At 70.4% G+C, this 21,386-nt stretch carries 21 protein-coding genes and 1 pseudogene; 14 read left to right on the top strand and 8 right to left on the bottom strand.

Annotated elements, in window-relative coordinates; all coding sequences use genetic code 11:
• Nucleotides 1–28: 28 nt before the first annotated feature.
• Nucleotides 29–307, bottom strand: a complete 279-nt coding sequence (locus ACWIE7_RS04815; RefSeq protein WP_454068688.1) for a WhiB family transcriptional regulator — start codon at nt 305–307, stop codon at nt 29–31.
• 145 nt (nt 308–452) lie between these two features.
• Between ACWIE7_RS04815 and ACWIE7_RS04810 the strand changes: the two genes are divergently transcribed.
• From ACWIE7_RS04810 to ACWIE7_RS04790, 5 genes are all read left to right on the top strand, one after another.
• Nucleotides 453–1,070 carry a LuxR C-terminal-related transcriptional regulator gene (locus ACWIE7_RS04810; protein ID WP_454068687.1) on the top strand — a complete coding sequence of 206 codons (618 nt, stop codon included), beginning with the start codon at nt 453–455 and terminating at the stop codon, nt 1,068–1,070.
• A gap of 225 nt (nt 1,071–1,295) precedes the next feature.
• A complete protein-coding gene (gene dctP / locus ACWIE7_RS04805) occupies nt 1,296–2,414 on the top strand; it encodes a TRAP transporter substrate-binding protein DctP (protein WP_452099636.1) in 1,119 nt (372 codons plus the stop codon).
• Nucleotides 2,411–3,043, top strand: coding sequence for a TRAP transporter small permease (locus ACWIE7_RS04800; protein ID WP_454056999.1), 633 nt, complete (start codon nt 2,411–2,413; stop codon nt 3,041–3,043). The genes dctP and ACWIE7_RS04800 overlap by 4 nt, the downstream gene beginning before the upstream one ends.
• Nucleotide 3,044: 1 nt before the next feature.
• Nucleotides 3,045–4,328, top strand: a complete 1,284-nt coding sequence (locus ACWIE7_RS04795; protein ID WP_454056998.1) for a TRAP transporter large permease — start codon at nt 3,045–3,047, stop codon at nt 4,326–4,328.
• A 64-nt stretch (nt 4,329–4,392) separates the two neighbouring features.
• A complete protein-coding gene (locus ACWIE7_RS04790) occupies nt 4,393–5,208 on the top strand; it encodes a crotonase/enoyl-CoA hydratase family protein (RefSeq protein WP_230931375.1) in 816 nt (271 codons plus the stop codon).
• Nucleotides 5,209–5,218: 10 nt separating this feature from the next.
• On the opposite strand, the gene ACWIE7_RS04785 is transcribed toward ACWIE7_RS04790, so the two are convergent.
• Nucleotides 5,219–5,971 carry an IclR family transcriptional regulator gene (locus ACWIE7_RS04785; protein ID WP_230931374.1) on the bottom strand — a complete coding sequence of 251 codons (753 nt, stop codon included), beginning with the start codon at nt 5,969–5,971 and terminating at the stop codon, nt 5,219–5,221.
• 129 nt (nt 5,972–6,100) lie between these two features.
• Between ACWIE7_RS04785 and ACWIE7_RS04780 the strand changes: the two genes are divergently transcribed.
• The 4 genes from ACWIE7_RS04780 to ACWIE7_RS04765 are packed head-to-tail and all read left to right on the top strand — an operon-like array spanning nt 6,101 to nt 10,792.
• Nucleotides 6,101–7,252, top strand: a complete 1,152-nt coding sequence (locus ACWIE7_RS04780; RefSeq protein ID WP_454068686.1) for an acyl-CoA dehydrogenase family protein — start codon at nt 6,101–6,103, stop codon at nt 7,250–7,252.
• Nucleotides 7,252–8,337 (top strand): acyl-CoA dehydrogenase family protein, encoded by a 1,086-nt coding sequence (locus tag ACWIE7_RS04775; protein ID WP_454068685.1) that lies wholly within the window; start codon nt 7,252–7,254, stop codon nt 8,335–8,337. The genes ACWIE7_RS04780 and ACWIE7_RS04775 overlap by 1 nt, the downstream gene beginning before the upstream one ends.
• Nucleotides 8,338–8,345: 8 nt before the next feature.
• The gene (locus ACWIE7_RS04770) at nt 8,346–9,599 is read left to right on the top strand and encodes an MFS transporter (protein WP_454068684.1); all 1,254 of its coding nucleotides are present in this window, start codon (nt 8,346–8,348) and stop codon (nt 9,597–9,599) included.
• The gene (locus ACWIE7_RS04765; RefSeq protein WP_452099642.1) at nt 9,596–10,792 is read left to right on the top strand and encodes a CaiB/BaiF CoA transferase family protein; all 1,197 of its coding nucleotides are present in this window, start codon (nt 9,596–9,598) and stop codon (nt 10,790–10,792) included. The genes ACWIE7_RS04770 and ACWIE7_RS04765 overlap by 4 nt, the downstream gene beginning before the upstream one ends.
• A gap of 9 nt (nt 10,793–10,801) precedes the next feature.
• Here ACWIE7_RS04765 and ehuA read toward each other — a convergent pair whose 3' ends face one another.
• From ehuA to ACWIE7_RS04735, 6 genes are all read right to left on the bottom strand, one after another.
• Nucleotides 10,802–11,563 (bottom strand): ectoine/hydroxyectoine ABC transporter ATP-binding protein EhuA, encoded by a 762-nt coding sequence (ehuA, locus tag ACWIE7_RS04760; RefSeq protein WP_230931369.1) that lies wholly within the window; start codon nt 11,561–11,563, stop codon nt 10,802–10,804.
• Between the two features lie 67 nt (nt 11,564–11,630).
• The gene (gene ehuD / locus ACWIE7_RS04755) at nt 11,631–12,275 is read right to left on the bottom strand and encodes an ectoine/hydroxyectoine ABC transporter permease subunit EhuD (protein ID WP_454068683.1); all 645 of its coding nucleotides are present in this window, start codon (nt 12,273–12,275) and stop codon (nt 11,631–11,633) included.
• Nucleotides 12,272–13,003: an ectoine/hydroxyectoine ABC transporter permease subunit EhuC gene (gene ehuC, locus ACWIE7_RS04750; protein ID WP_344988764.1), complete on the bottom strand. Its 732-nt coding sequence runs from the start codon at nt 13,001–13,003 to the stop codon at nt 12,272–12,274. The genes ehuD and ehuC overlap by 4 nt, the downstream gene beginning before the upstream one ends.
• 30 nt (nt 13,004–13,033) lie before the next feature.
• Nucleotides 13,034–13,885 carry an ectoine/hydroxyectoine ABC transporter substrate-binding protein EhuB gene (gene ehuB, locus ACWIE7_RS04745; RefSeq protein WP_295651607.1) on the bottom strand — a complete coding sequence of 284 codons (852 nt, stop codon included), beginning with the start codon at nt 13,883–13,885 and terminating at the stop codon, nt 13,034–13,036.
• A 244-nt stretch (nt 13,886–14,129) separates the two neighbouring features.
• On the bottom strand, nt 14,130–14,813 hold the full coding sequence (locus tag ACWIE7_RS04740) for a GntR family transcriptional regulator (protein WP_452099644.1): 684 nt from the start codon (nt 14,811–14,813) through the stop codon (nt 14,130–14,132).
• On the bottom strand, nt 14,810–16,291 hold the full coding sequence (locus tag ACWIE7_RS04735; RefSeq protein WP_454068682.1) for an amidase: 1,482 nt from the start codon (nt 16,289–16,291) through the stop codon (nt 14,810–14,812). Before ACWIE7_RS04735 ends, ACWIE7_RS04740 begins: the two co-directional genes overlap by 4 nt.
• Before the next feature lie 78 nt (nt 16,292–16,369).
• Between ACWIE7_RS04735 and otsB the strand changes: the two genes are divergently transcribed.
• The 5 genes and pseudogenes from otsB (at nt 16,370) to ACWIE7_RS04710 (ending at nt 21,383) form a co-directional block, all read left to right on the top strand.
• Entirely contained in the window at nt 16,370–17,170 is an 801-nt protein-coding gene (gene otsB / locus ACWIE7_RS04730; protein WP_454068681.1) for a trehalose-phosphatase, read from the top strand.
• A 222-nt stretch (nt 17,171–17,392) separates the two neighbouring features.
• Nucleotides 17,393–18,436 (top strand): metal ABC transporter solute-binding protein, Zn/Mn family, encoded by a 1,044-nt coding sequence (locus ACWIE7_RS04725; protein WP_454068680.1) that lies wholly within the window; start codon nt 17,393–17,395, stop codon nt 18,434–18,436.
• Nucleotides 18,437–18,530: 94 nt separating this feature from the next.
• A pseudogene (locus tag ACWIE7_RS04720) lies at nt 18,531–19,301 on the top strand (metal ABC transporter ATP-binding protein); the annotation flags it as partial.
• On the top strand, nt 19,301–20,149 hold the full coding sequence (locus ACWIE7_RS04715; protein WP_454068679.1) for a metal ABC transporter permease: 849 nt from the start codon (nt 19,301–19,303) through the stop codon (nt 20,147–20,149). The pseudogene ACWIE7_RS04720 and the gene ACWIE7_RS04715, both read left to right, overlap by 1 nt.
• Before the next feature lie 196 nt (nt 20,150–20,345).
• Nucleotides 20,346–21,383 carry an aminoglycoside phosphotransferase family protein gene (locus ACWIE7_RS04710; RefSeq protein ID WP_454068678.1) on the top strand — a complete coding sequence of 346 codons (1,038 nt, stop codon included), beginning with the start codon at nt 20,346–20,348 and terminating at the stop codon, nt 21,381–21,383.
• Nucleotides 21,384–21,386: the final 3 nt, after the last annotated feature.

Genomic DNA, 21,386 nt, shown 5'->3' with positions numbered 1-21,386 from the left:
GCCGGCGCCCGCCGCGTCGGCTGCGGGTTCAGCCGGTGCGGGCCCGGCCAGCCAGGCGGTGACGTTCGATCTCGGTCAGGCCGCCCCAGACGCCATACAATTCACCGTTGGCCACGGCATGCTCGCGACACTCGGCCAAGACAGGGCAGCCGGCACAGATCTTCTTGGCGGCGGTCTCCTTCCGGCGGCGCACCCGCTTGGGCTCGTCCTCGGAGTTGTAGAACAGATCCGGCAACTCCTGACAATGCCCGTGATCTGCCCATTCCCATCGTTCGTCGATCCGGCGGATCCCCGTCGGCAGTGTCATCCAGGTCATCTCCTCCATTACGAGATCAACCTTCTGCCAGAGGCGCTGACCCGCGGCACACCCCCAGGGGTGTGATCACCGCCGGGCGGGGAGAAAACTGCAGGCCCCGACAAATTCGTGTGCCACCCGCTGCTACCTTTGCTCCATGCCGGTCAGCGTGTGCGTTATCGACGACTTCGACATCGTGGTGGCCGGCGTGCGCGCGCTGCTGTCCCCGTTCGCCGACCGGGTGCTGGTCGTGGAAACCCAACTCCGGACAAATCCTGACCTCGTCGTGGACGTGGCGTTGTTCGACACGTTCGCCGCACCGCTCGACTGGCAGGTGCAGCTGGCTGAGCTGGCGACCGACCCGCGCGTGGGCGCCGTGGCCGTCTACTCGTTCATGACCGACCCGCGGGCCGTGGCGGACTCACTCGCCGCGGGCGCCGGCGGTTTCCTGGCCAAGTCACTCCCCGCCGAGGAACTCGTCGAGGGGATCGAGTCGATCGCCGGCGGGCATCGCGTGGTGGACCTCGGCGCGTGGGACGGCGGCGTCGCCGGCGATCACTGGCCCGCCGAAGGCGTGGGCCTGAGCCCCCGCGAGGCCGAGATGCTCTCGCTGATCGTGCGCGGCTACTCCAACGAGGAGATCGCCCGGTCGCGCTACCTCTCGCCCAACACCGTGAAGTCGTACATCCGTGAGGCCTACCGGAAAATCGGGGTCACCACGCGGGCGCAGGCCGTGGCGTGGGGGATGCGGAACGGGCTCGAGCCCGCGCACTGACCCCGGACAGGAGCCCGGCTGGCAGTCCCCGCCCGCACGCCCCGAGCCGGGGCATTGGCCTGTCGAAATTCCTCCGGTGGCGAACGCGCTCCTCGCGCGTGGTGCCCACGTCGTCGTATCGAGCCATCCGCCCAGCGGGATTGACAGTGACTCACGTCACGACATATCCTAGCCGCGTCCCGTTGCTACGTATATGCGTAGTGAGTTCCCTAGTTAAGGATTCTCATGAGACGCCCCCCTCGTCCGATCCGCGGTGCAGCCCGGCGGACCACAGCCCGTCGCGCGGCGTCGACGCTCGCGGCCGGCCTATCCGTGGCGATCGCCGCGACGGCATGTTCCGGCGAGCCCGACAACCCGTCCGAGCCTCTGGAGATCAGGGTCGCGGACAGTTTCGCCGCCACCCACCCCATCGGGCGCAGCGGCACGACCGACTTCATGGAGATCCTCCGGGACACGGCGCCGTCCGCCGGGATGGAGATCGTGTACTTCGACTCCGGCCAGCTCGGAAAGCAGCGGGACATGCCCGCCGTGCTGCGGACCGGCATCGCCCAGATCGCAGCCGTCTCCCCCGCGTACGTGGGAACGCAACTCCCCCTGGCGAACGTGGGAGACCTTCCCGGCTTCACCCAGGACTCGTGCGTCGGCGGTGACGCGATGCTCGAGATCATGCAGCCGGGGACCACGCTGTTCGAGACCGAGCTCGCGCCGCAGGACGTGCACCCGCTCTGGGTCGCCTATATCCCCGGCTACGAAGCCATGTCGGGCGCGTTCCCCGTCGACTCCGTCGACGCTCTCCACGGCAAGATCATGCGATCGACCGGAGGCGCGGCCGACCGCGTGGTGGACGCAGCCGGCGCGGCCGGCGTCTCGATGCCGCTGGGTGACATGTACGAGGCGATCTCCCGCGGCACCGTCGAAGGCACCCTCGCGAGCCCACTGAGCATCACGCCGTACAGCCTCGAGGAGGTCATCCAGTACTCCACCGACGGTGCCAACCTCGGCTCGTTCACGGTCACCTACTCCGTCTCCGACACGGTCTGGAACGAGATGACCCCGGAGCAGCAGGCCGTCCTCGCCGAAGCATCCGAGGTCGCACAGGACTCCGTGTGCCGCGAGATCAACCGGTCGATGGACGAGTCTAAGCAGGCAATGCGCGACGCGGGCGTACAGATGATCGAGGTCACGGACGCCGAGCGTCCCCACTGGGAGGCGCTGGCCGCGCCCGTCCGGGAGTCCTGGGTCAAGGACCTGGAGAGCATCGGTCTGCCCGCCCGCCGGGTCCTCGACGACTTCACCGCCGCACTCGCCCGTGCGGAGTCCGAGCACGGAAGCGAGCGATCATGAGCGACCAGGTACCCGAGGTCATCGTCCCCCGCCAGGGGTCCACACCCGCCCGTCGGACGCCGTTCGGCTACCTCACCGACACCCACCCGAGGCTCGACCGCATCCAGAACGGGATCTCCGCGTTCTGCGCGGTGATCGCCAGCGTCGCGATCGTCGTCATCGTCGCCCTCACCGCGCTCGAGGTGTTCACCCGGACCGCCTTCGACGCACCGCTGGGCTGGAACGTCGGCCTGGTCGAGCAGTACCTGATGATGACCCTCGCCTTCTTCGGCACGGTCACGGCCTACCGCGCCGGCGCGCACGTCGCCGTGGTCACCATTTTCGAGAAGACCCCCGAGCCGGTGCGCAAGGTACTGCTGCTGATCACGTACCTCATCATCCTCGCCGGGCTCGTGCTCCTGGTGTACTCGGGAACGCGCGCCATGCAGTTCTCGTTCGTCACCTCGGAGATCCCCCCACCCGGGATGGCTGAACTGTCACTTCCGAGCTGGTGGTGGAAGTCGATCATCCCGGTGGCCTCCGGCCTCGGTTTCGTCGTGGTGGCCATCGACCTCTATCGCGAACTCACCGCCCCGTTCAATCGTGTCGCCACCGACTACGAGCCCGGCATCCACGCAGAGGAGATCTGACATGCTCGCACTCGCCATAGTCGTGCTCCTGCTCGTCCTCATCCTCATCCGGGTCCCGGTGTCGTTCGCGATCCTCGGTGCCGGCATCATCGGACTGTTCGCCGTGGGCGGCTTCGGCGTGGTCGACGGGGTCATGCAGACCGTGCCCGCGACCTCGGTGATGAGCTATTCGCTGTCCGCCGTGCCGCTGTTCATCCTCATGGCGCACCTCCTGATGCTGTCCGGACTGCTCGATTCGCTCTTCGACGCGGCGCGGGCCATCGTCGGCCGCATCCGGGGAGGCACGGCCGTCGCCTCCATCGGCGCGGGCACCGCGTTCGCGTCGGTGTCCGGCTCCTCCACCGCGGCGGCCGCCACGCTCGCCCAGACCTCGACGCTCAAGATGATCGACGAGGGCTACAGTCCCAAGACCGCGAGCGGCCTCGTCGCGGTGGTCGGCACCCTCGCCGCCATGATCCCGCCGTCGATCATCCTGGTCTTCTACGCGATCACCGCCGAGGTGAGCGTGGGCGACGTGCTCATCGCCGGCGCCCTGCCCGGCGTGATCATCGCGTGCGCTCTCGTGGTGATGCTCTACGTGACAATGCTGCGCGATCCCGATGCCGTACCGTCCGGGCAGCCCTCCACGTGGGCCGAGAAGGGACGCGCGCTGGGCACGGCCGCCCCGCTGGCACTGGTCTTCCTCGCCGTGGTCGGCTCCATCTACCTCGGGTGGGCCACTCCTACCGAGGCGGCGGCACTGGGAAGCGTCGCGGCGATGATTCTCGTGATCGCGCGCGGGCGGTTCAGCCTCGCCGGCGTGGGACACACCCTGGTGGAGACCACCAAGTCCACGGCCATGATCTTCGCCATCATCATCGGGGCGCACGTCTTCGGCCACTTCCTCACCGAGACCAAGGTCACGCCGACGCTCGTCGCGTGGATCGGCGACCTCACGCTCCCCGCGTTCGTCATCATGCTGTGCATCGGCATCGTCTACGTGGTGCTCGGCTTCTTCATGGACCAGATCGCGATCATCGCGCTCACCGTCCCGGTCGTCCTCCCGCTGGTCGTCGAGCTCGGGTACGACCCCATCTGGTTCGGGGTGTTCATGGTGCTCCTGGCCGAGGTCGGCCTCGTCACCCCGCCCATGGGCCTCAACGTGTTCGTGGTGGCCCGCTCCGCCGGCCGCCGGGTCGAGGAGGTCTTCCGCGGTGCCTTCCCGTACGTGATCGCCATGCTGGCCGTTGCCCTGCTGTTCCTCATATTCCCCGGCATCGTGCTCTGGATCCCGGAGACAATGTGACCTGAGCCGACCCGACCGACCCACTCCGACACCCACTCCAACCCTCCCCCGCAAAGGAATGACGATGACAGAGAACACCTCCGACGACGCGCTGCTGATCGACCGCGCCGATCACATCGAGACCTGGACCATCAACCTGCCGGACGCTCGCAACCCCATCTCCGACGACCGTGTGATCGAGGCGCTCGTCCACCGGGTGTCCGTCGTCAACGCCGACCCCGACGTGCGTGCCGTCATCCTCACCGGCGCCGGTTCCGCGTTCTCCGCGGGCGGAAACGTCAAGCACATGGTCGACCGCAGCGGAATGTTCGGGGGAAGCCCCTACGAGGTGCGCGGCGGCTACCGCGACGGCATCCAGCGGATCCCGCGCGCGCTCTACCACTGCGAGGTGCCCGTGATCGCGGCCGTGAACGGCCCGGCCGTCGGAGCGGGCTGCGATCTCACCCTCATGTGTGATCTCCGGGTGGCGTCGAGCAGGGCGTGGTTCGCCGAGAGCTTCGTCCAACTGGGCATCATCCCCGGCGACGGCGGCGCGTGGCTGCTGACCAAGGCCGTGGGCCCGGCCCGCGCGGCCGAGATGGCGCTGACCGGCGACCGCGTGGACGCCGCGACCGCGCTCGACTGGGGGTTGGTCTCCCGGGTGGTCGAGCCCGAGGAGCTGATGGGCGCGGCCCGTGAGCTGGCCGCGCGAGTGGCCAAGAACCCGCCGCACTCGGTCCGGATGGCCAAGAAACTCCTCCGCGAATCCCAGCACCAGTCCCTGGAGTCGGTGCTCGAGCTCTCCGCGGCCATGCAGGCACTCGCGCACCACACCGCGGACCACCGCGAGGCGCTCGCCGCGTTCGGCGAGAAGCGACCGGGGAACTACGAGGGTCGCTGACCGGGCGCGGTCAGTCGAGCTGCCAGGTGGCGACGTGACGGCCGAGGATCTCCACGAGGTCGTCACGTCGCTCATCGATCTCGGCACGGGAACCGATGACGCCCACCGCGGCGATCGTGCCGCCCCGCTCGGTCACCGCGACCGACACGCCATCAGCGCCTTTCTCGGCGGCGTGGGGCGCCGCGCAGATCCCGGTCTCGCGGATCTGCGCGAGCGCCTCGAGGAAGGCCTCGACCCGGCCGGAATCCGCCTCGGGGCGGGCATTGAGGTAGGCCCAGAGGTCCCGGTTCTCCCGCGCCGCGAGCAGGACCCACCCGGCCGACGTCCGGAGCAACGAGCGCCGCAGACGGTTCTCGGCGAGGTACGCATAGGCGGGGTCGGACGAGACGTGATCGACGTAGAACAGGTCGTCGCCCACCGCGGCGGAGAGAACGGTGACCATCCCGGTCTCCTCGTTGATCGCCTCGAGCGCGTCGTGGGGGACCTGCGTCACGGGAGGGCGACCCGCGATCACGTTGAGCAGGTACGGCGCCATCCCGAGGGTGTAGACCCGGTCCCGCTCGTCCAGATACCCGGTGGCCACCAGGCCGTTGACTAGTCCCTGCGTCGAACTGACCGGTGCGCCGAGCGCCTTGGCGATCGCCGTGAGCGTCATCCCCGATCCGGACCGGGCCACCGCCTCGAGGATCGACGCCACCCTGTCCACCATCCGATGCCTGGGCCGTTCCGGGATCTGGGCATCGAGCTCGGCAGTGGTGGTCATGAGCACGAGCCTACCAAGCCGCAGCCCATGCCTACTTAAATCCGTAACCCGTTGCTCTATTGCGTAAACAGCCGAACGGTGTCATAGTGACATCACGCGGCCCGACAGCCCTCACCAGCAGGAGAACCGATGAGTACCACCTTCGCCCCGCCCACGACCGTGGAGACCCCGCAGATGCGGGAGCTCCGCGGTCAGGTGCGGGAGTTCCTCGCCGCCGAGATCGCCGCAGGCGCATTCACCCCGTGGATCGACACGTGGCTCACCCGCTGGGACGAGGCGTTCACCCGGCGCCTGGCCGATCGCGGCTGGGTCGGCATGACGATCCCCGAGGAGTACGGCGGCCGCGGTCGCACACACCTCGAGCGCTTCGTCATCACCGAGGAACTCCTCGCGGTGGGCGCCCCGGTCGCCGCGCAGTGGGTGGCCGACCGGCAGATCGCGCCCTCGCTGCTGCGCTACGGCACCGAGGAGCAGAAGCAGGAGTTCCTGCCGCGGATCGCGGCCGGCGACTGCTGCTTCGGCATCGGCATGAGCGAGCCCGACTCGGGGTCCGACCTCGCGAGCGTGCGCACCCGGGGCGTGCGCGTCGACGGCGGGTGGACGATCACCGGGACCAAGGTGTGGACCTCCGGCGCCCAGCACGCCGAGGCGTTCATCGCCCTGGCCCGCACCGAGCCACTCGACACGAATCACCGGCACGCCGGCCTGAGTCAGTTCATCGTCGACCTCCGCGCCGAGGGCGTCACCATCGGCCCCATCGTCTCGCTATCCGGGGACCATCACTTCAACGAGGTCGTCCTCGACGAGGTGTTCGTCCCCGATTCCCGCGTGTTCGGCACCCCGGGCAACGGCTGGGAGCAGGTCAACGCCGAGCTCGCCTTCGAACGCAGCGGGCCCGAACGCTTCCTGTCCTCCTTCCGCCTGCTCGCAGCCGAGATCGGTGAGATCACCGCGGGCAGGCTCCCCGAGCGGACCGACCTCGGCCGATCCGTCGCCCGGATGGCCGGTCTCCACGCCCTGAGCCAGAACATCGCGGGCGCCCTGCAACGGGGAGAGAAGGCCGACACCGCGGCCGCGCTGGTCAAACTGCTCGGAACCACGACCGAGGGCGACCTCGTCGACGTGGTCTCCACCGGGCTCGGCGACGAGACACCCGCCGCCCCCGGAGAGATCGACGCCCTCCTGCGTGCAGGGCTACACCAACGCCCGGGCTTCACGCTCCGAGGCGGAACCAACGAGATCCTGCGCGGCGTGATCGCGCGGGGACTGGGGATGCGCTGATGACCACCTCGAACACCACCGAGATCGACCTCGGTGTCGATCCCGACCTGCAGAACCTCATGGACGACCTCGTCTCCGGGTTCTCCGGACCCGACGTCGAGCCCGACCCGGATGCGGTGTGGGCCACCCTGACCGAGGTCGGCCTCGCCCGACTCACCGCGCCGGAGGAGTCCGGCGGTAGCGGCGCGGGCTGGACCGAGGCCGCGGCCCTCCTGCGGACGCTCGCGGCCGCCGGTGTGGCCGTGCCGTTCGCCGAGACCGATCTGCTCGCCGGCCCCCTCCGCCGCGCTGCCGGCCTGGACGACTCGTCCGGGCAGACCGCAACAGTGGCGGTCCTCGGGTCCGACGGCACCGCGCACCGCGTGCCCTGGGCCGGCGCCACCGCGACAGTCCTGTGCGTCCGGCGGGCATCAGGTGGCTACGAGGTCGCCGACGTGGCGACCGACCACCTCGTCGTCGTCGAGTCCGAGGGCATCTCCGCCGTCCCCACCGGCTCCGTGACCGCCGACGGCGACCACCCGTGGGCGCCGGTCCCCGCCTCGGCGGTGCAGGCCCACGTCCTGCGCGGCGCCCTCGCCCGCGCCCTCCAGTGCGTCGGGGCGATGGACGGGATGCTCGCCTCGTCGATCGCACACACCACCGAGCGGAACCAGTTCGGCCGGGCCCTGGCGAAGTTCCAGTCGGTGCAGAACCTGGTCGTGGACATCGCCGCCGAATCGGTACTGTCCCGCGCCGCCGTGGACACCGCGCTCGTCGACGCCCTGACCGACGACCTCGCCGGGGGCCTGTCGGAATTCCGCGTGGCCGTGGCCCGGAGCGTCGTCTCGCAGGCGCTGGCCGTCGCCGTGCGCAACACACACCAGATCCACGGCGCGATCGGCACGACGCATGAGCACACGCTGCACCGGCTCACCCTCCCCGCGCTGCAGTGGCGGTCGGAGTTCGGCTCGGCCGCCTTCTGGGAGGGCTTCCTCAGCCGCGCCGCCGTCACCGGCGGGATGGACGGGGCCTGGCCGATGATCGTCGAGGGCGCCCCCGTCGACGGGATCCCCTCGGCGTGGCTCGACGCCGTGACCGGCGCCTAGGCCGATCCGTGACCGCTCCGCTCGCCCGACTGTTCGTCGCCGTCGTGCTGGTCAACGGCGCGTACGACGCCGTGCGGGTGGCGGTCTCGTACCGGGTACTCGCGCTCGGCGGTGACGCCGCCCAGGTGGGGCTGGTCGCCGCCACGTTCGCGGCGCTGCCGATGCTCGTCGCCCTGCAGTTCGGGCGGCTCGTCGACCGGCGCGGCAGCTGGGGCGTCCTCGCCGTCGGTACCGCGGTGTCCGCGTCAGCGGTCGCCCTGACCGCGGTGGCGCCCTCCATCCCCGTCCTGGCCGCCGCCAACGCGATGGTCGGCCTGGGTCAGGTCATGACGCTCATCGCCGCCCAGGGATTCGTCATGGAGCTCACCACCCGCGACCGGCACGTGAACGGCTTCGCGCTGTTCACGCTCGCCGTCTCGGTCGGCCAGGCGGTGGGTACGCCGGTCATGGGCGTCCTGCTCCAGGCCGGCCGCACCGGTGAGCACGTGGACACCGGCCCGGCGCTGTGGGTAATGGCGAGCGCGATCGTCATCTCGCTGCCGTTCGCGCTCGCCCTGCCCCGGTCGACGGCCCCCGCGCGAAGCGCAGGTCAGCCCCGGGCCGAGTCGATGACCGCGCTCCTGCGCCGGAAGGGCATGCCGCCGTCGATCTTCGCCGCGCTCATCGTGGTGACGGGTTTCGACCTCATCACCGCGTACATGCCCGTGCTGGGCGAGTCCGTGGGGCTGACGCCGCTCGTGGTGACCCTGCTCGTCGCGACGCGCTCGGTGTTCTCCATGATCTCCCGCGCGGCCACACCGTGGGCGTTGCGGCGGTGGTCCCAGCGCGCGATCCTCATCGCCTCCCCCGTCGTAACCACCCCGGCGGTGGTCGTACTCGGCCTCGCCGGCGACGCCGGGACGATGTTCGCCTGCCTCGCCGTAATCGGGTTCTTCTGGGGCATGAACCAACCCGTGACCATGAACTGGGTGACCGCGGCCGCGCCGGCCGGGGAGCGCGCCGCAGCACTGTCGCTGCGACTGACCGGCAACCGGGCCGCCCAGGTCCTCGTCCCCCTCGGCGCCGGCGCGATCGCCGGGATAGCCGGCCCGGGCAGCGTATTCCTCCTCTCCGGCGCACTCACCGCCGCCTCGGCGGCCACCACGAGCGTCTCGCTCCGCCGGCATCCCTTTGACGAGCTCGGCCGGGTTGGTGCCCTGCCGACCCGTCGCGCACCCGACCCCCGCGACCAGACCACACCGAACACCAGGAGTGACAGATGACCGACACCACCGACCGCACCGGCGCGCTCACCGACCTGCGGGTCGTCGATCTCTCCCGCGTCCTGGCCGGGCCGCTCTGCGGGCAGATGCTCGCCGACCACGGCGCGGACGTGATCAAGGTCGAACCCCCCGCCGGCGACGACACCCGGTGGTGGGGCCCGCCCTTCGTCAAACCGGGCCACAGCGCCTATTTCGACGGGCTCAACCGCAACAAGCGCAACATCAGCGTGGACCTGCGCACCGACGAGGGGCAGTCCCTCCTTCGCCGACTGCTGGCCGAGGCGGACGTGGTGATCGAGAACTTTAAGGCCGGCACACTCGATCGTTGGGGCCTGTCCGACGAGGTGCTCGCCGTGGAGTTCCCACGGCTCATCCACTGCCGGATCACCGGGTACGGCGTCGACGGTCCGCTCGGCGGCGCGCCCGGATACGATGCCGTCCTCCAGGCACTGTCCGGCCTGATGAGCATCAACGGTGAGGCCGACGGTCCCGAGATGCGCGTCGGCATCCCCCTGGTCGACATCATCACCAGCCTCAACGCGATGGCAGGGATCCTCATGGCCGTGCACGCCCGGGAGACGACCGGCCGGGGCCAGTTGGTCGACCTCGCGCTGCTCGACAACGCCGTATCGATTCTCCACCCGCACGCCGGCAAGTGGTTCGCCACGGGCGAGACCCCGCCGCGCACCGGCGTGGCACACCCGACGATCTGCCCGTACGAGACGTTCCAGTGCGCGGACGGCCCGTTCTTCATCGGCGTGGGAAACGACTCGCAGTTCCGGTCTCTCACCTCCGCGCTCGGCGTCGGCCAGCTCGCAGAGGACCCGCGCTACGTCACCAATGCCGAGCGGCTCGCCCATTCGGCGGAGCTGCGCGGGACGCTCGGCGCGATCGTCGGCGAGTGGGGCCGCGCCGAGCTGTCGGATCTGTGTCGCTCAGCCGGGGTGCCGGCGGGGGCGGTCAACACGGTCGGGGAAGCGATGTCGCTGCCCCAGGTCCTCCACCGCGAGATGGTGGTCGAGCGGGACGGGTACCGCAGCGTGGGCATCCCGGTGAAGCTCGAGCACACCCCGGGCGCCGTCCGCTTCGGCCCGCGCGACCGCGGCGCGGACACCGCCGAGGTGCTCTCCGAGCTCGGGATCACCGAGGAGCAGGCAGAGGGACTACGGGCAGCCGGCGTCCTGCCCGCCTGACGCCCCCGGTCAGCGGTCGAGGACGGCCTTGAGGAACGTCCGCGTCCGCTCCTTCTGCGGGTTGGTGAAGATTGCCTCGGGCGTGCCCTCCTCGACGATCTTGCCCTTGTCGAACACGAGAACCCGGTCGGCCACGTCGCGGGCGAATCCCATCTCGTGGGTGACCAGCAGCATGGTGATGTCAGTGGTCTCGGCGATCGTCCTCAGCACACCGAGGACGTCGGCGACGAGCTCGGGGTCGAGGGCGGATGTCACCTCGTCGAGCAGCAGGATGTCCGGGTCCATGGCCAGCGCGCGAGCGATCGCGACCCGCTGCTGCTGACCGCCCGAGAGCGTGGTGGGGTGGGCGTTCTCCTTGTCCGACAGCCCGACCGTGGCCAGGAGCTCGCGGGCCCGGTCCACGGCCTCGGCCTTGGAGCGATTAAGGACATGGATCTGGGCCTCGGTGATGTTCTCCATCACCGTCATGTTGGGGAACAGGTTGAACTGCTGGAACACCATCCCGATCTTCGACCGGACCTGCCGGAGGTGCTTTTGGGACGCCTTGACCAGTTTGTCGCCCTTGCGCTGGTGGGTCAGGGGCTGGCCCTCCACCCAGATCACTCCGTCGTTGACCTCTTCGAGCGTCATGAGCAGACGCAGGATGGTGGTCTTACCCGAGCCACTGGGGCCGATCAGGGCCACACGCTCGCCCCGTCGCACGGTGAAGTCCAGGTGGTCCAGCACGACGTTGCTGCCGAACTGCTTGAGCACCTTGTCGAACACCACCATGTGCGAGCCGTCATAGCCCGCGCCCGCTGGGTCCGCCGGCCGGGCGGGTCCGGTCGGGGGGTTTCCGTCAGTAGACAAGGGTCTTCTCCAGTCTCCGGATCAGGATCGACGTCGGGTAGCTCGCGAGCAGGAAGATCACGCCGGCGATCGTGATCGGCTCGAGGTATTGGAAGTTCCGGGCGCCGTACTGCTGCGCGGCCGTGACCATCTCGACCACGGTGATCGCGAAGAGGAACGGGGTGTCCTTGAACAGTGAGATCGCGTAGTTGCCGAGCGCGGGCACGGTGTTCCGGATGGCCTGCGGCAGCACCACCGCGCGCCAGGTCCGTCCCGGGGGCAGCGACAGCGCACGCGCGGCCTCCCACTGCCCGCGGGGCACCGCGTCGATGCCGGCCCGGTACACCTCGGCCATGTAGGTGGCGTAGTGGATGCCGAGCACGGTGATACCGATCTGCAACGCGGAGAACTGTGGCAGCAGGAAGTAGGCGAACAGCAGCTGCACCACCAGGGGCGTCAGCCGGATGAACTCGGTGACCATCCGCAGCGGCACCGTCACGACCTTCGGGCCGGAGCGCCGTAGCACCGCGACCGCCAGGCCGAGGATCGCGGCGATGACAAAACCCGCCACCGTGGCCAGCAGGGTGATCTTGAAGCCCTCCAGCAGGAACGGGATGCTCTCGACCGCGCGTTCCCAACTCCAGTTCACGCTCATCGGTCCACCCCCACCGCGTCGTCGACGCGTTCGGGCCGCAGACTCAGCAGACCCCCCAGCGTCGGCCCGGTCCCGAGACGGGCCTTGGCGAGGAATTCGAGCAGGTTCATGAAGAGGGTCAGTACGTAGGCGATCACGAAGTACAGGATCAGGCCGATTCCGAACGCGAAGAGGGTGTCGCCCGTGGTCTTGCGCAGTTCGCCGATCTGGAAGGTCAGGTCGTGCAGCAGGATGAAGCTGGCCAGCGCACTGCCCTTGAGGAGCTGGATCAGCAGGTTGTTCAGCGGCGGGATCATTTGTACCCAGGCCTGCGGGAACGTCACCTTGTACAGCCGCTGCCACGTCGAGAGGTTGAGCGCGATCGCGGCCTCGGTCTGCGCGGCCGGCACGGCCGCCAGAGCTCCGCGGACGACCTCGGCGGCATACGCGCCGTAGTTCAGGCCCAGGGCCAGGATCCCGCAGAACAGCGGGTCGAGTTCGTACCCCAGCAGGGGCAACACGAAGAACAGCCAGAAGAGCTGCACCAGCAGAGAGGTTCCTCGGAAGAACTCGATGATCGTCCGGGCGATCCCGCGCAACACGATGAACCGCGACCCCGCGGCAACGCCGAGCACCAGCGCCATGACGAACGCCAGCGCCGCCCCGCCCAGGGTCAGGTAGATGGTGATGAGAATGCCCTCCTGGAAACCGGGCCAGGAATCCAGGAAGGCGTCGAGGTTACGGTCCACTGCCGCTCACCTCGGTTCTCGGAATCGGGATCACGCCCCTGCGCAGAGGTCCGCGGTCGTCAGCTCAGGGTCCGGCAACTCCTCGGCCGTGAACCCGTACTCGCCCACGATCTCCAGGTACTTCTCGGGGTCCGAGGTGATCTTGGCGAGCTCCTCGTTGTAGGCGTCGAGCAGCTCCTGGTCGTCGGTGCGGAACACCGTGCCACCGGCCCCGACCTGCGGCACGCCGTCGATCTCGGCGACGAACGACTCGGTCACCTCGACCGGGGCGTCGGGGTTGTTGTTGGCCATCCAGTTCAGCGAGATGGCGGTCAGCGCGAACACGTCGGCGCGGCCGGAGGTGACGGCGTCCATGCCGTCCTGCGGGGTGGCGACCTGTGTGTTGTCGATACCCATCTGGGCTGCGTAGTCCGACTCGATCGCGCCGGTCATGGTGCTCAGGCGAGCGCCGCTGTCGAGCACGGACTGCAGGTCCGTCAGCCCCATCGGGTTACCCTCGGGCACCATCAGCGCGGTGGTGTAGTTGAACTCGGGCTCGGAGAACGCGGCCTGCTCACAGCGCTCGGGCAGGATCGACATGCCCGCACTCACCACGTCGAAGCGGTTGGCCTGCAGGCCGGGGATGAGGGCGCCGAAGTCGGCGTTCTGACCCTCGACGGTGTCGATCCCCAGGTTGCCGAAGATCTCGCGGTGCAGCGCCACGGTGGCACCGGTCAGCTCGCCGTTCTCCTCGAAGGAGTACGGGGCCTCACCGGCGAAGCCGACCGTCACCGTGCCCTTGTCCTGCAGTTGCTCGAGGAGACTGCCGTCCTCATCCGTAGAGGTGGAGGTACAGCCGGACAGCGCCATGACGGCCGCCGCGGTCGCGGCGATCGCGCCCATCGCACGGGTTCGTGCGGGACTTCTCAACATCGAGGGTGCCATTGTCTTGCCAGCCTTCCGGTCGCGATCGCACCGCGGGCCCTCCCGCGGTCCGACCTTCACGTCTCACCGGAACGTGGGCTCACGCCCGATGCTCTCTTAGCTGATTCCGAACTTATCACGGGTCACTTGTGGCTCCCGACACAACCGTAAACCCCAACCGCCTCAGCCTCACCATCTCCGATCTTCGGCCGACCCGCCGGGGTCAGGTCGCCGGGCCGGCCGCCCGGACCCGGGCGAGTCCGTCGTGCATGTGCTCCACCAGCAGCGATGTGGCACGCGCGGCATCCCCCGCCCGGACCGCCTCCGCGATCGCGCGATGCTCCGATAACCGCGAATCGGCGTCCGAATACGTGGCGCTCATGGCGTGCAGACACATGCTCGTCTCCACCAGCACCGTCTCGTGGACCCGGGACAATCGCGGGCTGCGCGCGGCCTCGACCAACGCGTGATGGAAGTCGAGATCCGCGGCCACCATCGCGGCCGAGCGGGGCTCTTCTGCCAGCGCCGCCATCGCGTCCACGGCGGAGTCCAGCTCGTCGGCGGTCCGGGCACCCGCCCCCGATTCGAGGACGCGCTGGAGCGCCGCCGTCTCGATGGTCGTGCGGAGCAGGTACATGTCGGCCACGGCCTCGGGGGTGAGGTCGGCGACGAACAGCCCGCGGTTGCGGTGCGAGACCAGCAGTCCCTCCTGGGTGAGCCGCTGCATCGCTTCCCGCAGCGGGCCCCGGCTCACCCCGAGGGTGCGCGCCAGCGCGGCCTCCCCCAGCTGGTCGCCGGGGGCGAAGCTGCCGTCGGAGATCGCTCGGCGCAGCCCCCGCGCGATGATCGCGGGGGTCGACTCCTGCACCACCGGGTCGAGCCCGGCGAGATGATCCGGTTCGTTCATGCCGTGGCGCCCCCAGGCCCCAGCTGCGCGTCGGCGTGGACGGGCGGTGCCGGGACCACCTGACCGAGCGCGGCCTCGAGCGCCGCCCCGGCGCGGATCACGAGCAGGTCGTCGAACCGGGCCCCGATCAGCTGCACCCCGACCGGCAGCCCGGAATCGGTGAGCCCGCACGGCACGGACAGCGCCGGCTGCTGGGTCATGTTGAAGGGGTAGGTGTAGGGCGTCCACGAGGTCCAGTCGGGGCTGTGCCAGCCCGGCGGGACGTCCGAGCCCGCGGCGAACGCGGGGATCGGCGTGGTGGGCGTGACCAGCAGGTCGTAGTTCTGGTGGAAGTCGGCCAGCCGGGCGCCCAACGCCATCCGGATCGCGACCGCGTCGAGGTAGTCGGTGGCCGAGAAGTCGTGGTAGCGGCCGAGCGCCTCCCGCATCGACGGGTCCACTCGCTCGACCGCCCCCGGGCCGTGCGGCGCGAGCACCGCCGCGAGCCCGGCGAACCACAGGACGTGGAACGCGTCGACGGGGTCGGTGATCCCGGGATCCACCGTGTCGACGCGCGCGCCGAGCGCCTCGAGTACGCCCACGGCCCGCGCGACCTCACGCTCGACGTCGTCGTCGTTCCTCCCGAATCCCAGGGTCGCGCTGTAGGCGACGCGCAGCCCCTCGAGCGGCCGGTCGCCGCGGGCGCCGTCGGTGGCGGCGGCGAGGTATCCACCGGTGGTGGGCGTGGTGGCGCGGGCGGGCACCGCGGACCAGTCGCGTGGATCGGGGCGCAGGAGCGCGTCCATGAACGCGGCCGTGTCCGCGACGGTGCGCGTCATCGGCCCGGCGTGGGCCAGCGTGCCGAACGGGCTCGACGGGAACATGGGGATGACGCCGTAGGTGGGCTTGAGGGCGACGATGCCGCAGAACGCGGCCGGTATCCGCACCGATCCGCCGCCGTCGGTCCCCAGCGCGAGCTGCCCGAGCCCCGCGGCGACCGCGGCCGAGGCGCCGCCGCTCGAGCCGCCCGGGGTGAGCGCCGGGTCGTAGGGGTTGCGGGTGATGCCGGTCAGGGTGTTGTCGGTGACGCCCTTCCACGCGAACTCGGGTGTGGTGGTCTTGCCGATCACCACGCAGCCGGCCTCGTGGGTCGCGGCGGTGACGGGGGCGTCGTCGGGCCAGGAGGCGGGGTCGTCCGCGCCGGGCTTGTCGGCCAGCAGGTGGGAGCCGCGCAGCGTCGGCACTCCACGGGTGTAGAAGATGTCCTTGATGGTGGTGGGGACGCCGTCGATGGGGCCGATCGCGGCGCCGTCGCGGTAGCGCCGCTCCGCCGCGCGTGCCTGCCGGAGCGTCTCCTCGGGGTCGGTGTGGCAGATCGCGTTCAGCCGGCCGTCGACCCGCTCGATCGCGGCCAGCGCGTCGCGCGCCGCGTCGACGGGCGACAGCTCGCCGCGTCGGAACTTCTCGGCGAGCTGCAGTGCGGTGAGAGACGCGGTCATCAGGCCACCTTTCGTCGGATTGTCGACAATCGTACATTCGGTCCGCGCCCCGTCAAGGACATCTTCTACGCTGGAGCCATGAGCGCCGCCGACCACACCGCCTCCACCCCAGAGCCCACCGAGCCGGACCTCACCCCGGCCCTGGCCGAGGCACTGCGCCGCGCCGCCACCGCATCCGCCCTCGTCGTGGCGTGCGACTACGACGGCACCCTCGCCCCCTTCGCCGACGAGCCCATGAGCGCCTTCGCCGCCCCCGGCGCGCTCGACGTCCTCGCGCGACTCGCGGAACTGCCCGGCACGACGGTCGCCCTCCTGTCGGGCCGCAACCGCGCCGCGCTGGCCGAGGTGAGCGGCGCGGGCGCCCCGGTGGTGCTGGTGGGCAGCCACGGTTCGGAGTGGGAGGGCGGGTTCGACGCCCCACTCGACGACGACAACGCCCTCCTGGCCCGCATCCACGCCGAACTCACGGAGATCGCCTCCGAAGCCCCCGGGGCGCACGTCGAATCCAAGCCGACCGCCGCCGTGCTGCATGTCCGGCCGGTCGAGGATCCGGCCGCACGCGAGCAGGCGACGGCCCGGGCGCTGGCCGGGCCCGCCGCTGCCGGCGGGGTGTTCGTGACCGAGGGCAAGAACGTCGTGGAGATCGCGGTCCGCGAGGCGAGCAAGGGGGCGGCACTCGAGCGGCTCACCGAGCAGGCCGGCGCCGACGTGACGATCTTCATCGGCGACGACGTCACCGACGAGCGCGGCTTCGCGCGACTGCGCCCGCAGGACGTGGGGATCAAGGTCGGTCCGGGCGAGACCGCGGCCGGCCACCGAGTGGAGGACATCCCCGCCGTCGTGCGCCTGCTGGAAACCCTGGCCGACCTCCGCGGCTGACCCCGCCGGTCCGCAGCGCCACCCATCGGATGTCGCGCCACCTGCCGAATCCCGTGGGTGGCGAGACATCCAATGGGCGGCGATTCCGGACACCCGGAGGCGGGCGGGCGCGGCACATGCGGCGGGAGCACCCCCGGGGTTGTCGCCCTGCGCAGGCGCGGTCGTACACTTACCGACAACGGTTCCCATTACCGTTCGCCTTCACCCCGAGGAGTGGTGCCCGTGTCGACCTCCCGCCCGGCCTCCCGCCAGCCCCGCCGCGCCGGCCTGTCCCGGACCCTGGCCGTGCTCGCCACCGCTCTGGTCGGCGCCGGCGCGCTGACCGCCTGCGGCGGCGCCTCGGGCACGGGGCCCGCCGACGGCGACGGTCCGTCCGTGGTGGCGTCGACGACCGTCTACGCGGACATCGCCCGGCAGGTCGCCGGCGGCAACGCGGAGGTCGAGTCCGTGATCTCCGACCCCGCCGCCGACCCCCACTCCTACGAGGCCGGCCCCGCCGACGCCGCCCGGGTCGCCACGGCCGACCTCGTGGTCTACAACGGCGGCGGCTACGACTCGTTCGTGGACCTCGCCCTGGCCAACGCCGGGGATGTCCCGGTGGTGCGGGCCGTCGACGAGTACTCCCGGGTCACCGGCGAGGCCGCGCCGGAGCACTCCCACGATCACGGCGACGACGCGGGTCACGCCGGTCACGACCACGGCCACTCGCACGATTCGGAGACCAACGAGCACGTCTGGTTCAGCCTGCCCACCACGGCCGCCGTGGCCGAGCGGGTAGCCGAGCAGCTCTCCGAACTCGACCCCGAGCACGCCGAGGAGTACCGGGCCAACGCCCGGGACTTCGGCGGGGAGCTGAGCCCGCTCCGTGCGCAGCTCGACGAGATCCACGACCGCGGGCACTTCACCTACGCCCAGACCGAGCGCATCGGCGCGCATCTGTTCGACTACGCACACATGGTGGACCTGACGCCGGCCGGGTTCCTCTCCTCCGTCGAGGACGACACGGACCCGGCGGCCGCCGACCTCGCCGGCCTGATCGACCTGCTCCACAAGCGGGAGGTCGCGTTCCTGGCGTTCAACTCGCAGACCGAGACGGCCGTCACGGCCCGGGTGCGTGACGCCGCGGTGGAGGCCGGTGTCGTCGTCGTCGATCTCACCGAGACCCTCCCCGACGGCGCGGACTATCTCACCTGGATGCGCGACATCGTCGACGACCTGACCCGCGCACTCTCCGACGCCACGCCGGAGGGCGACGGTGGGCACTGACCACGAGCGCGGCATCCCCGGGCCCGGCCCGGTGGTCTCGCTCGACGGCGTGACCATCTCGCGCGGCGGCCGGACCCTCATCCGCGACCTCGACCTGCAGATCCAGCCCGGCGAGTTCGTGGCCGTCCTCGGACCCAACGGCGCCGGCAAGTCCACCCTGCTCAAGGTGCTGCTCGGCGAGCTCGCCCCCGACGCCGGCCGTGTCGTCGTGGACGGCCGGGCGCCCGGCGACCGCGGCACCCACCTCGGCTACGTGCCGCAGCAGCGCGCGTTCGACCCCGGCATCACCCTGCGCGGCCGCGACCTGGTCAGTCTGGGGATCGACGGCACCCGCTGGGGCCCCGGATGGCCCGGACGACGCGGGGTGAAAAAGCGGATCGTCGAGGACTCGCTGGCCCGGCTCGAGGCCGGAAAGCTCGCCGACAAGCCGCTCGGCCGGATGTCCGGCGGTGAGCAGCAGCGCGTGCGCGTGGCCCAGGCGATCGCGTGCGACCCGTGCGTCATGCTGTGCGACGAGCCACTGCTCAGCCTCGACCTCACCGGCCAACGCACCGTCGCCTCCGTGCTCGACCACCGGCGCCGCGACGACGACACCGCGATCGTCTTCGTCACCCACGAGATCAACCCGGTGCTGCCGATGGTCGACCGCGTGCTCTACATCGTCGACGGCCGGCACCGCATCGGCACGCCCGACGAGGTGTTCACCTCCGAGGTCATGTCCGACCTGTACTCCTCGCCCGTCGAGGTGCTGCGGGTGCGCGGGCAGATCGTCGTGGTGGGCGACACGCAGCACCTGGTGGCCGAGCCCTGGTCGACCGGGCACCACCATCATGACGACGACGACCACGGACACGGAGCGCACTGATGGACCGCTTGCTCGAGATCTTCGGGTCCATCGCCGACACCGAGGTCACCGCCTACCTGCTGCAGCAGGATTTCGTCCTGCTCGGCCTCGCCGCCATCGCGCTGCTCGGGTTGCTCGCCGGGGCGATCGGGCCGTTCGTCGTGATGCGGCAGATGTCGTTCTCCGTGCACGGTGCCAGCGAGTTGGCGTTGACCGGCGCCGCCGCCGCGTTGCTGTTCGGCCTCAACCTGGGGTTCGGCGCGATCGTCGGGTCGGTGATCGCGGCCCTGATGTTCGGGATCATGGGCTCGCGGGCCTCCCAGCGCGACTCGTCGATCGGCGTGGTGCTGGCGTTCGGCCTCGGCCTGGCCGTGCTGTTCATCCACCTGTACCCTGGTCGTTCCGGCACCGCCTTCGCCCTGCTCACCGGCCAGATCGTGGGGGTATCCGAGCACGGGGTGGTGCAGATGGCGGTGGTGGCCGCGATCATCTGCGCCGCGCTCATCGCCCTGTACCGGCCGCTCGTGTTCTCCTCCGCCGACCCCGAGGTCGCCGAGGCCCGCGGCGTGCCGGTGCGGGCTATCAACATGGTCTTCGCCGTGCTCGTGGGGCTCGCCGCCGCGCAGGCCGTGCAGGTCGTGGGCGCGCTGCTGGTGCTGTCGCTGCTCATCACCCCGGCCGCCGCCGCGGCCGCCGTGACCTCGAGCCCGGCGCGCGCGATCGGGCTGACGATTCTGTTCGCCGAGGTCGCGGCCGTGGGCGGGATGCTGCTCTCGCTGGCACCCGGCGTGCCGGTGTCGGTGTTCGTCACCACGATCTCGTTCGTGATCTACCTGGCCTGTCGGGTCGTGGGTGCGCGCAGGCGGTGAGCCGGGCCGGCCCCGTGCCGCGCCCGCCTCACAGCACTCCACAGCGCCGCCGCCTTTCGTCGCGAAGAGCCTTTCGCCCACATCGCCCGAGAGGCACTGTGCGAAACCCTCTTCGCGACGCCGGGTCGGGCCAGGTCAGCCCGCCATGCCGAGAGGAAGCACGGCGTCCGCGCTTATCGCTACTAACGTCTGGGGAATGATGGACTCCGCCTCCGAGCCCGAGCCCGACGCTGGCGCCGGACCCGACGCCGACGACGCCGAGGCCGGGGTTGAAGCCGGGGCAGAACTCCACGCGATCCGCACGGCCTACCCATCGCTGCGCTGGGAGTCGGTCAGCCGCACCGACGAGGGCTGGGACAACGTGGTGATCCTCTGCCGCGGCTGCTCCGGCGACGACGCCCTCGGGTACGCCGATCTGGTGTTCCGCTTCCCCTCCGACGAGCAGGCGCTCGCGCAGCTGCCCACCGAGATCGCGGTGCTCGAGCACCTGGCGCCCCGCGTTGAGGCCGCGCTCCCCCGCTACACGCATGTGCCTGCGAGCGCGCGGCCGGACGAGGGCCTCATCCCGTTCGCCGGCTACCCGATGGTCCACGGGGAACGCCTCACCTCGGACCTATTGAACAGCCTGCCCTTCACCGAGCAGACGATCATCGCCATGCAGCTGGGTTCTCTGCTGTCTGCGCTGCACATCCAGGACACCTCGGCGCCGCCGCTGGATCTGGTCGCGCCGTCGTACCAGCCCGAGAACCTGGACTTCGTGCGCGGGATCGTGGAGAACAACATGCCCGACGTGCTCACACCGGACGAGATGCGCACGGCCCGCGAGATCTGCGACGAGGTGGCCTCGCTGCAGTCCACCCTGCTGCCCCGGGTGTTTTTGCACTACGACATCTACGCCCGCCACCTGTACTGGCAGCGCGGCCGTGCTGGCGGAACCGAGGCCGAGGCCGGCTCACCAGGCCAGCTCGGCCTGATCGACTTCACCGATATGTGCATCGGAGACCCGGCCATCGACTTCGCGGAGCTGTACGAATACGGCCCGCGCTTCGTGGAGGACGTCCTGGCGCGCTACGTCGGTCGCGTGGATCCTGAGTTCCTCGATCGGGCGTGGACCTACCAGCGGCTGGCCGGTCTCTATATGCTCGCCGGCCACCTGTACTACGGCGAGGAGACGTGGGAGTACGCACGAGCGACCTTTGATCGCTGCCGGTCACCCCGCCGACCCCGCGCCTGACCG

This window comes from Dietzia sp. NPDC055343, from assembly GCF_053645265.1.
This window is presented reverse-complemented; position numbering and strand designations above follow the sequence as displayed.